The sequence below is a fragment of the Citrobacter sp. wls619 genome (assembly GCF_005281345.1).
GTDB lineage: Bacteria > Pseudomonadota > Gammaproteobacteria > Enterobacterales > Enterobacteriaceae > Citrobacter.
The window spans coordinates 14,621-25,972 of record NZ_SZXJ01000060.1; the positions used below are offsets into that span (position 1 = coordinate 14,621).

An 11,352-nucleotide genomic window follows, 5' to 3' on the forward strand; every position below is an offset into this window, starting at 1 on the left:
GCATTAACGTGGCTTATTTGCTCATGGTGGCGATGTTGAAGACCTGTTCCAGCATGGGGTTGAAGACAAAACCTTTGACGTCTTTATTCATCGCCAGCTGGTAGTTTTTCTGGAATAAATAGACGTAAGCCGCTTCATCAATGACGATGGTTTGCGCCTGCTGGTAATCATTAGTTCTGGCAACCTGGTCGGTGGTGGCCAGCGCGCTGCGCAGCAACTTATCGACCTCACTGTTTTCATAGAATGAACGGTTACCCGGCAAGCCTTTCTTATCCGACTCGAACCAGTAGTTCATGAACATGTACGGGTCAGCAAAGTCCGGGCTCCAGTTACCGATGGCAATGTCATAGTCACCTTTACCGACGCGGTCGCGCATGGTGGCATTTGCCAGTTTTTCCAGTTTCACCTTAATGCCTAACTTGCCGAGGCTGGCCTGAGTGGAGAGAGCAATCGGCTCCCAGTTCGGATCGTTATCGGAATACAGGAAGCTCAGGGTTTCGGGTTTGTTGGCAACGTTGCCTAATGCTTCTTTTGCTTTCGTTTCATCAAAGCTGTACTGCATGGCTTTGTCATCAAAACCCCACATTCCCTCAGGAATAGGACCACGCATCTGCTTGCCGTTACCGCTCAGGATCCCTTTCACCATCCCCTTATAATCCGTGGCCCATGAGATGGCGCGGCGCAAATCCACCTGATTGAGCGGCGCCTTGCTGTTGTTCAGGTATAAATAGGTCACACGCAATGATGGGTAATCCGCCACGTTCACTTTACCTTCCTGTTTGAGGGCAGCAAGCTGGTCAACAGGGAGTGCATCGGCGATATCAATATCGCCACGGGAGAGTTGCAAACGACGGGAGGCGCTTTCTCCGATGATTTTGACCGATACGCGTTTAAACGTGGGTTTAGGGCCGGAATAATGTGGGTTGGGTACCAGCACCAGTTGTTGTCCTTTTTGCCAGCTCTTCAACATGAAGGGACCAGACCCAGCCGTATTTTGTGCCAGGAATCCACGAGCATCATCCGCGGCATGCTCTTTTAAGATCGCCGGGTTGATAATTGAGGCACCGTCATTGGCCAGCGTATATAAGAACGGCGCGAATGGTTGGCTAAGGGTAAATTTCACCGTGTTGTTGTCGATGGCATCAACTTTCAGATCTTTCGGAAATGCCTCAGCCGGCCCTTGACCGATCTTGAGCAGGCGCTCAAAAGATTGTTTTACTGCATCAGCGGTCACTGGCGTGCCGTCGGCGAATTTAGCATCGTTTTTCAGGGTAAAGGTCCATTCTTTTTGGTCATCAGACGCTTTCCAGCCGCTGGCCAAATCACCTTCAACTTCCGTGGAACCTTTGCCGCCCTCTGTTTTGTACTGAACCAAACGTTGATATGAGGGATAAGTCACCGTCCAGTCGTTGTTATCGATTGTGACCGCAGGGTCGAGCGTTTGTGGATCGGCGGCTTTACCGATAACCAGCATGTCTTTAGGGACGGCGGCCTGCGCGGCAGGCAAGGCGACCGCCAGCGCAACGGCTAACAGAGCGGGGCGAAAAAACGCGGTTAACGCAGGTGTAGTCTTCATAACCAGGCTCCAGAATTAAAGGGGATGTTGTGTTGTTATAGACGTGACAGTGTAACAAGCTATTTGATCGTCAAGCAGTGGGTAACGCGCGGCATTCGGCAGTTCGAAATGCCACCACTCGCTGTTGATGCCGACAAAACCGCCGCCGAACATGATGGCATTGAGCAGCAGTCGATTACGCTGCGCAGCCGGAGGAACTGAAGGGTGCCAGGCATGGGAACGGTCATGCATTTCATCAAAACCGGCCCCCATATCGAGCACATTACCGCGAGCGTCCATCAGCGTGACGTCAATGGCCGTACCCCGGCTGTGATTTGAGCCGATCGCCACATCCACCACATACTGCGGATCCGGACAGGCATTCCACAGTATCGCCTGCGCCTGCTGTGGGCGGTACGCGTCATACACCACCAATGACAAACCCGCCAGCTGCGCGATGCTGATGCTTTTGGCCAGCGCAGTGACGGCCTCGGAATGCAGCAGGCAGCGCGCTTCCTGGTAGATAGGCGCGCCGGTAATGTTATCGGCTGTAGCGTATTTCAGATCGATATGCAGTGACGGGAATATCACCGACAAATCGACCAGTTGTGGGGTATCTGACATAGCACGTTTCCTGTTTATTGTTCGAATTGACCAAATTGTTGTTGTAACTGGCGATTAGTTTGCAGGCGTCCCGCGAGGGAGTCGCCCAGCTGCGCGACCACCGCGGAGAGTAATAGGTTGAACAGGCAACTTACCGGCGCAAGCGAATCCCAGAAGTGCCCGGTGTCCGTTTTCACCTGAAGTAAATCAATGGCATAGTCTCTGGCCCAGGGGCACCAGACATCCGTGATTAACGCGAGAGGAATGCCGCGCTCACCGGCAACGCGGCAATATTGTCGGGATGTCGCCGAGTAAGCGCGCGTATCGGTGATCACGACATAAGGTTGATTAAATCCCGAGTTCAGCGACTCAACCCAGCTACCGGAAAGCCCTTCGGAGTAACTCACTTTCGGGCGCAGATATTCCAGATGGCTAAAAAAGGCGTTGGCGATCCCGCGGGTGGACTGGATCCCGAGAATATAAACGGCTTCTGCCTGCGCTAATTGCTGCGCAATACGTAAAAATGTCTCGCTTTGCGCCAGTTGGTAGACGTGGGTGATGGCGTCAATTTCCAGCAGCAGCGACTGTTGCACGCGATCAGGAAGATTTTGCTGCTGGTGCCAGGAGTCCAGGCGCTCGTTCATTCCCCAGGGCTGATAGGGGATTGCAGGGATTTCACGCAGGCTGGCTTTCGCATCTTCCAGGTTACGAAACCCGAGTTTACGCAGGTAGCGCCCGACGGTAATGCCGCTGGTTCCTGCTGCTTTTGCGATGCCGTCTGCCGTTTCAAAAGGGATCTGTGCAGCGTGCGCTAACAACCACCCGGCAACGCGCTTTTCGCTGGGCGTTAACTGGCTAAAGGTCTGTTCTATGCGGGTAAATAACTCAGGTTTTGATGTCATTACCATCTCGCTGTTAGTTGTTTGTCAGATACCGCTTCACTGTTACCGGATTAACAATGCAGGACGCGTGCCAGGTCGGCGACAGCGCTGCGTCGGGGCTCTTTGTTAAAAAACATAAATTTCCATTAACTAATGATCAACATTTGTGCAGCGTAGTTCAGTTTTGGTGCAACGGTAGGGGAAGTGAGGGATGAATCTGCTGATTTCGTCGTAACGATCACATTGTGTGCAACATTTCTTATCAGACATCAGAATCAGTAATGTGAAATATAAATTTCAGCCATATCGATAGCCGTAATCTTTATTCTTTCGACGGTGGGAGTATTATTTTTTGCGAACTACATTAACGGTTTAAAGCGCAAGTGTAGATATTATCTGGATTTTAAATGGAGTACTACAATGAATAAATTCTCCCTTTCTACAGCAGGCATCCTGGTCGCAGCGCTGTTAACCAGTGTAAGCGTCAATGCAGCAACTGATAACGCTAAAACTGAAGTCACTCCGAAAGGCATGAGCTGCCAGGAGTTTATTGATTTGAACCCGCAAACTATGGCTCCGGTTGCTTTCTGGGTGCTGAATGAAGATGAAGACTTCAAAGGCGGCGACTTCGTTGACTATAACGAAACCATCACTACAGCTGTGCCTCTGACCGTTGAACTTTGCAAAAAACATCCGCAAAGTGAATTAAGCAAAATAAAAGAAGAAATCAAAAAAGAATTATCTAAATAAGATTAACTATGTATTAAAACCCAGCCAGAGTGCTGGGTTTTGCTATTCGTGACAATGTCACTTATTTATTTCGTAATACTTAAGAAAACGTTATAAAGATATAAACTCCTGTGCCGATACTGGGTAAAAGTTAGCCTTTTGCAGAAGGAGTTTGTATGGCCTGGTATCCTACTCGTATTTCAACGCGGTTAACCATTGGCGGCATCCTGCTGCTTGCGGTGACCACCCTTGTTATTGTTGCAATTATGCTCTGGCGTGGTCAGCCACGGGTCGTTGAAATCAATACCGCCCTGATAGAAGAGACAGGGCAAGGTTTAACCCGTCAACTGAGTACGGTGCTTTCTCGTATCGAGGGCGAAACCGTCAGTCTGTCACGACTGGCCGAAGTACTGCCTAATGATGAGTCTTTATATCAAAGCGTGGTTCCACACCTGATTGGCGAAGACAGCCACTCAATTATTACCGGCGGCGGGATCTGGCCGGAGCCAAACGCGTTTACCCCGGGAGTCGAGAAACGTAGCTTTTTTTGGGCGCGCAATGCTGAGGGCAAGCTTGATTTTTCGAATGATTATAATGCCGAAGGATCTGCCGGTTATCACAATGAAAGTTGGTATCAGCATGCGAAGGGTCACTCACAAAACAGTTGCCTGTGGTCTGATGTTTACCAGGATGCCAGTTCCGGCGTGAACATGGTGACATGCAGTATTCCGTATCAATTAGCCGGTAAGTTTGCCGGTGTGGCCACCACCGATATTCGTCTGGATAACGTTGCGACCTTTATGCAGCAGCAGGGCAACAGTACCGGTGGCTACGCATTTGTGGTTGATAAACAGGGTCAGATCCTCTATTTCCCCCAGGCCGATCAGACAAAATACAAAACCTTTAGCGATCTGGCGCAAAGCGCACACTGGCTGGCCCCGGTAGAAGCCGGGCTGAAATCGCTTCGCGCGACTGATGGCGTGAAAACCATCACGCTGGAAAGCGACAGCGTACTGAATGCCCCGTCACGCGTCATGTTGTTCCCAATGGCTGATACTGGCTGGGTCGTGGGGCTGGTGACACCGGAAACGCGCATCGTTGGCCTCGCCAAAGTCATGATGCAGGATGTGCTGGAAGTGCTGATCCCGATTATGACCGTGTTGCTGGTAGGGTCATGGCTGGTGGTGCGTCGCTTGATCTCTCGTCTCGATGATACTCGTCGCGCGCTCGATGATATCGCACAGGGCGAAGGCGATCTTACCCGACGTCTGGATGTTCGCGGTAAAGATGAGATTTCAGATATTGCGGAAGCCTTTAACCTGTTCGTCGATAAAATTTCCGCCATTCTGATCACCGTCAGAAGCAGTAGCGTGGTGGTAGCTAATAACGCCGTCAGCCTGGCCGACAGTAACATGGAGCTGTCTTCACGGGTTACTCAGCAGGCGGCCGCGCTGGAAGAGAGCTCGGCGGCGATGGAACAGTTAAATGCGACCGTTCATCAAAATGCGAGCAACACGCAACTGGCAGATGAACTTTCCGACAACACTGCGCAAACGGCGAATCGCTGTGGCGACGTGATGCAGGGTGTGATTTCGACAATGGATAACGTCAGTGCCTCGTCCGGTAGAATGGTGGAAATTGTCGCCGTCATCGACAGTATTGCATTCCAGACCAATATTCTGGCGCTGAATGCCGCCGTTGAAGCCGCCAGAGCGGGGGATGCAGGCAGAGGATTTGCGGTTGTCGCATCAGAAGTTCGTACCCTGGCACAGCGCAGTGCCACTGCTGCCCAGGAAATCAAAGCGTTGATTGATGAGTCCGTTTCACATGTTGGCAGCAGCAGCCAGCAAATCCACAATGCAGGTGAGCGCCTGGAAGAGCTGGTCAACAACGTGCGTCAGGTTAGCCAACTGATGGGGGAAATCCGTGTCGCGGGTGACGAGCAGCGCAAGGGCGTTTCCGAAGTCACCCTCGCCGTCACCGAAATGGACAGCACCGTGCAGCAAAACGCATCGTTGATTGATGATGCCGCCACACGAACCCAGGTGCTGAAAGAAGAGGCGGAACAATTAGCGTTACTGGTTTCCTCATTCAAATTGCCGGAGCCTTCAGCGGCCTAATCCCCACGTAAAGTATCCGGGTGCATCGTCTGCGCCCGGACAACACCAGGCTACACTTAACGTGGTTAACACGTCAGGAGCCAGAATATGGCTGAGTTTGTCGTAGCGATGCTGGTGCACACACCGGTGTGGGTATATGTCTTGTTGGTCTTCCTGTTATTTCGGGGGATTAAAGCCAGGATACCCGCAACGGTTACGCTGGAAAAGCTGGCACTGATCCCAGCGCTCTTTCTTTTTTGGGATATTTACGATCTGGTCACTTACCGCGATCGGTCCATCAGCACGTATCTACAGTGGATGGTTGGTATTATTAGCGGCGTGATTGTGGGCTATATGTTGATAAACCCCAGCCGTCTGGCACGCAGTACCACACCACGCAGCATTCATCGCCCGGCAGATTACTCTGCATTACCGTTCATGATGTTGGCCTTTGGCATCAAATATGTACAAGGTGTATTGAATGCTATCGCTCCCGATATTCTACGCCAGCCGGTAATGAGCGCGTTGGCAATCATTACCGGTGGCGTGTTTGCCGGGGTGTTTATCGGGAAGTTTATCCGTTACGTCAGCGTTTATCTCCGCTCACCAGCCCCCGGCAGCACTTAGCGTCCCCAACGTTCACGAATATAGGTCACGGCTTCCTGGGTTTGCGGTTGGTTAAGATAGTCCTCCCGAAACAAGATAGTGCCATTAATATGCGGTTCGGACTCGTTCAGATCGAGTTGCTTTTTCAACTCCGGCACACCGCCTTGTACCGTCCAGTCTGGTTCTTTTCGTGACGGCTCACCCACTTTATACAGCGCAACGCCTATATACAGGCGGGTATGGGTGGATTTCACCACGCCAGCCCACCATTTTGCCAGTACATCATAACGCGCCGCATCACGGGCGAAAGGCCAGTACAGTTGTGGTGCAATGTAATCCAGCAGACCTAATTGCACCCAGCGCCGGGTATCGGCATACGATTCATCATACGCGGCCGCCCCTCGGGTGTCGGAGCCTGCCGGATCGTGGGATCGATTACGCCACACGCCTGCAGGACTGACGCCAAACTCCACGTCAGGCTTAAGCTTTTTGATGGTCTGTGAAACCTGTTCGATCAGCCGTTGCGTGTTATGACGTCGCCAGTCTGCTTTTGAATCAAAACCCTGACCATACTTTCTGAAAGTCTGGCTGTCGTTTAGCGTCGAACCCGGCGATTCGGTATAGAAGTAGTCGTCAAACTGCACGCCATCCACCGGGTAATTCTCAACAACTTCCGCCACGATGCTGGTTATCCAGTCGCGCACGTCAGGAATACCCGGGTCCAGTACAAAACGTTCACCCGATGTGCGGATCCAGTCGCGATGCAGCACGTAAACGCTGGACGGGGTCTGCGACAGCGTGCGGTTTAATTCTGCGACCGTTGACGGTTTCGTATTGACGGAGACGCGGTAGGGGTTAAACCACGCATGAACTTTCATCCCGCGTTTGTGCGCCTCATCGAGCATAAATTGCAGCGGATCGTAACCAGGATCCTGGCCGATGGTGCCAGTCAGGGTGTCTGACCAGGGAAGAATTTTGGATTGCCACAGCGCAGTGCCGTCCGGTTTTACCTGGAAAAAGACGGTATTGATCCCAAGACGTTTCAGATTATCCAGCTTATCCGTCAGCGCTTTTTGCTGCTGGCTGATGCGGATGGCGGGTGAACTGATGTTTACAGATGAGATTGGCGGCCAGTCCAGACGGGAAACCGTTGCCAGCCAGATACCACGAACCGGCTCTTTACTCTGTTGCGGAGTAGTGACCGGGGGATGAGGGGTATCCTTCGGTCCTAGCGGTTGTGAAGAGCAACTGCCAAGTAACAGCATACTGCCAACCAGTACGGCAAACCATTTCACATTGGTTAGCGGTAGCGTGTTGCGGGAACGGGCGAGGAGAGTCGCCAGTTTTTTCTGATAATGACCTGAAAAAAAACCGGATGCTGACATCGGATTTTGCTCTTATTTTTTCTTGTTGCGGCTGTTAGCCCAGGGATCAATAGCTGGAGCGGTGGGTTCTGGTGCAACGTCATGCAGAGAATCAAGATACAGTGCTTCAACTTCTGCCCGCGCCCACGGCGTACGACGCAGAAACTTCAAACTGGATTTAACGCTCGGTTCATTTTTAAAACAGTTGATGTTTATCCGTTGGCCAAGTTCAGCCCAACCATAACGATCAACCAGGGCATTGACCTGCATTTCAAGCGTCACACCATGCAAGGGGTCTTTAGAAATATGAGCATTCATATGAAGTCCAGTTCGGTGGTTCCAGATTTTGTCAGTCGCGCGAGCGAAAGGTTACAAGAAAGCAAGGCGACCAGCAATGGTATAAACCGGCATAGCACTGCGAATGAGCACCATGCCAGCAATGTGCGCTCAGTACTCCTTAAAGGCCAGTTCCAGACGGGCGATCAGCGGTTTAAACAGGTAGCTTAAAAACGTTCGCTCGCCGGTCTTGATGGTCACGCTCGCGGGCATGCCCGCTTTAATCTTGTAATCGCCCAGCAAACGGGCGCCTTCTGCGGAAACCTGCACTTCGGCGAGATAATAGGGCTGTTGCGTTGCTTCATCAATTAAACGATCGGCTGAGATGGTCAGAACTCGGGCTGGTACGGAAGGTAACAGCGCATGGTTCAGGGCAGGAAACAGCACGTCAACGGTTAAACCTGGGGCCAGTTTATCAATGGCGTGCACCGGTATCCTGGCGTCGATTTGCATCGGCTGTCCAGCGGCAACGATATCCATGAGATGCTCACCGGGCTGAATCACACCGCCGACGGTACTGACTTTGACATCCAGAACGACACCGTTGATTGGGGAGCGAATCTCCGTGTTATCCAGTTCATGGCGGGTAGAAACCAGTTCATCCTCCAGCATCGCCACTTCTTTTTGGTTTTCAGTTAGTTCGGACTCAACTTCGCGTAAATACTGATGCCGTACCTGATACGCTTTGATTTTTAATTCGTTTTGCTGGGATTTGAGTTTAGCAATGTTCAAAATATCTTCGGACACACTGCCGGATATTTCGGCCGCCTCGCGCTCCAGCACCAGTAATTGCGCCTTGGGGTAATAGTTTTTTTCACTCAGCGCCCGAATCGCGCCCAACTCCCGATTAATCAGGTTGAACTGGTGATCGCGGTATCCTTTTATTTTATTAAGATTGTCCGTTTGCCCGACCAGGCCATCGAGCGTTTCCTGAATCATGGACAATTCATCCTGCATCGTTTTGCGCCGTGTATCGAACAGTTTGGCCTGTAGATTCCTGACTTCTGCCAGCCGTTTATTACCGGAAAACTGCTGCGTCAGCATGGAATTAAATACGATTGCCTCCAGGCCATCTCTTTCTGCTAACAAACGATCTTCAATGCTTTTGGCGGAAATATACTGTGCGTTTAACGCGCTGTAGCGCATGTCGAGTTGCATCTTATCCAGGCGGACAAGCACCTGATTTCGCTTAACCAGGTCACCCTCTTTAATAAAAATATCCGTCACTCTACCGCCGCTAAGATGCTGAATAGTTTTTCGGTTACTGGATACGGTTACCGTACCGTCCGCAACGACACCCGCATCTAAAGGGGCTTGCACTGCCCAAAATAAGAAACCACCCACCCCCAGCACAATGACAACGACACCGCGAACAATAGGGGACCAGATGTTGGTATCCACACCGGTGACGTCCGCGTTATTGGGATTCTTTTTCATCTTCATGCCTCGCGCTGCTGTTCGTTGATGGATGAAGAGGGTGTTGCCACTGGTTTCAGCACGTTAGCCTGGCGCAGATGGGCGAAGACCTGATCGCGTGTGCCGAACTCCTGAATAGCGCCGTCATTGAGCAGTAAAACTTTATTGACCGCACCGAGCAGAGTAGGACGGTGCGATATAATCACGGTCGTTTGTCCCTGTGTTCGCAGCGTGTTGATGGCTTTAATGAGAGCAAACTCCCCGGCATCATCAAGATTGGCATTCGGTTCATCAAGGACGATAAATGCGGGGTTGTTGTAGACAGCACGCGCCAGCCCAATACGCTGGCGCTGCCCGCCGGACAACTGGTATCCACCTGCGCCGAGCGGTGTATCGTACCCCTGCGGCAGGCGCAGGATCATCTCGTGTACACCCGCCAGAAGTGCGGCCGCCACGATCAGTTCGCTGTCATTTTTCGTAAAACGCGCAATGTTCTGTGCGATAGTGCCGTCAAACAGTTCAACATCCTGTGGCAGATAGCCTATCGAGGGCCCCAGCAGGGCTTTATCCCACTGGCAAATATCTGCACCGTCCAACCTGACTTTTCCTGATAACGTCTTCCAGACACCGACCAGTACTTTCGCCAGCGATGTTTTTCCGGATGCAGAAGGACCGATAATCCCCAGCACTTCACCTTGTTCGAGTTGAAAGGAGATATTACGCAGCAACGGGGCGTGTTGTCCGGGAGCTGTCGCAAACACGCCTTCAACGCTGATGTTGCCTTGCGGACGCGGCAGGGTCAGCACATCTTGCGGGGCCGGATACTCCTTTAGCAGTTCCGATAACTGATGCCACGCGCTACGAAACTGGACAAACTGCTTCCAACTGCCAATGACTTGTTCTACCGGGTTCAGGACGCGTCCAAGAATAATCGAGGCGGCGATCATCAGGCCTGGGGTAATATGCCCACCAATTACCAGCAACGCCCCGGCGCCCAACGCGACAGATTGTAGCAACACGCGAACAAATCGGCTCAGGCTGCTTAACCCCGCCGTTTTATCGGCGATCTGTGTTTGCAATGCCAGCACTTTATTATGCTGTTCCTGCCAGTTTGCTTTTAGGGTAGAAAGCATACCCATCGCCTCGATAGCATCTGAGTTTTGCAGCTGTTTATTCAGCCTGCTGGCATTATTGATGGTTAAGGCATGGGCTTGTTGAATCGGGCGCTTAGTGGAGAACTCTGAAACCAGTGTCAGAATGAATAATAGAGTGATTCCGCCCAGAGACAGGTATCCCAACAGGGGATGTACCAGAAAGGCAATAAACAGATAAATCGGCGTCCACGGAATATCCAGCAATGAAAACAAGCTGTTCCCGGAGAGAAACTGGCGGATCTGATCGAGCTCGGCTAAAGATTGTGCCGGGTTGTTATCACCGGTGGACATTTTTCTTCTAAAAGCCGCATTAAAAACTAATTGGCTGAGCTTTATATCCAGCCTATTTCCCAGTCTTACCATGACCTGTGCGCGAGCAGATTCAATCATGGCAATAATAATGTACAAACCGACAATTAATAAGGTGAGCATTAGCAGCGTCGTGGTGTTTTTACTCACCAGTACGCGATCGTAAACCTGCAACATATAGATTGCCGGCGCCAGCATAAGCATATTAATCACACAACTAAAAAACAGCAGCATCAGAAAAGTAGGTTTCGTTCCTTTTAATGCATCATTCAGTTCTGTTGGCGTATGCTGGCGCGACAT

Annotated in this window: 10 protein-coding genes; 3 read left to right on the forward strand and 7 right to left on the reverse strand. The window is 51.4% G+C overall.

The window, feature by feature from the left end; all coding sequences use genetic code 11:
- Positions 1 to 13: 13 nt before the first annotated feature.
- The 3 genes from FDX19_RS13210 to FDX19_RS13220 are packed head-to-tail and all read right to left on the reverse strand — an operon-like array spanning position 14 to position 3,060.
- Positions 14 to 1,576 (reverse strand): ABC transporter substrate-binding protein, encoded by a 1,563-nt coding sequence (locus FDX19_RS13210; RefSeq protein WP_137383061.1) that lies wholly within the window; start codon positions 1,574 to 1,576, stop codon positions 14 to 16.
- 15 nt (positions 1,577 to 1,591) lie between these two features.
- Positions 1,592 to 2,179, reverse strand: coding sequence for a D-alanyl-D-alanine dipeptidase (gene ddpX / locus FDX19_RS13215; protein WP_137383062.1), 588 nt, complete (start codon positions 2,177 to 2,179; stop codon positions 1,592 to 1,594).
- Positions 2,180 to 2,193: 14 nt separating this feature from the next.
- Positions 2,194 to 3,060: a MurR/RpiR family transcriptional regulator gene (locus FDX19_RS13220; RefSeq protein WP_137383063.1), complete on the reverse strand. Its 867-nt coding sequence runs from the start codon at positions 3,058 to 3,060 to the stop codon at positions 2,194 to 2,196.
- 399 nt (positions 3,061 to 3,459) lie between these two features.
- Here FDX19_RS13220 and hdeB point away from each other — a divergent pair, with 399 nt between their 5' ends.
- The 3 genes from hdeB to FDX19_RS13235 all read left to right on the forward strand — a co-directional run bounded on the left by hdeB (position 3,460) and on the right by FDX19_RS13235 (position 6,494).
- Entirely contained in the window at positions 3,460 to 3,789 is a 330-nt protein-coding gene (hdeB, locus tag FDX19_RS13225) for an acid-activated periplasmic chaperone HdeB (protein ID WP_005122660.1), read from the forward strand.
- A 155-nt stretch (positions 3,790 to 3,944) separates the two neighbouring features.
- Positions 3,945 to 5,888, forward strand: a complete 1,944-nt coding sequence (locus tag FDX19_RS13230; RefSeq protein ID WP_137383064.1) for a methyl-accepting chemotaxis protein — start codon at positions 3,945 to 3,947, stop codon at positions 5,886 to 5,888.
- Between the two features lie 87 nt (positions 5,889 to 5,975).
- On the forward strand, positions 5,976 to 6,494 hold the full coding sequence (locus tag FDX19_RS13235; RefSeq protein ID WP_137383065.1) for a hypothetical protein: 519 nt from the start codon (positions 5,976 to 5,978) through the stop codon (positions 6,492 to 6,494).
- Here FDX19_RS13235 and FDX19_RS13240 read toward each other — a convergent pair.
- From FDX19_RS13240 to FDX19_RS13255, 4 genes are all read right to left on the reverse strand, one after another.
- Complete coding sequence (locus FDX19_RS13240; protein WP_137383066.1) at positions 6,491 to 7,858, reverse strand: glycoside hydrolase family 10 protein; 1,368 nt, start codon at positions 7,856 to 7,858, stop codon at positions 6,491 to 6,493. The two genes, FDX19_RS13235 and FDX19_RS13240, sit on opposite strands and share 4 nt — an antisense overlap.
- Positions 7,859 to 7,870: 12 nt before the next feature.
- Complete coding sequence (locus tag FDX19_RS13245; protein ID WP_137383067.1) at positions 7,871 to 8,155, reverse strand: VF530 family DNA-binding protein; 285 nt, start codon at positions 8,153 to 8,155, stop codon at positions 7,871 to 7,873.
- Positions 8,156 to 8,284: 129 nt separating this feature from the next.
- On the reverse strand, positions 8,285 to 9,610 hold the full coding sequence (locus tag FDX19_RS13250; protein ID WP_137383068.1) for an HlyD family type I secretion periplasmic adaptor subunit: 1,326 nt from the start codon (positions 9,608 to 9,610) through the stop codon (positions 8,285 to 8,287).
- Positions 9,611 to 9,612: 2 nt separating this feature from the next.
- Positions 9,613 to 11,352: a type I secretion system permease/ATPase gene (locus tag FDX19_RS13255; RefSeq protein ID WP_137383069.1), complete on the reverse strand. Its 1,740-nt coding sequence runs from the start codon at positions 11,350 to 11,352 to the stop codon at positions 9,613 to 9,615.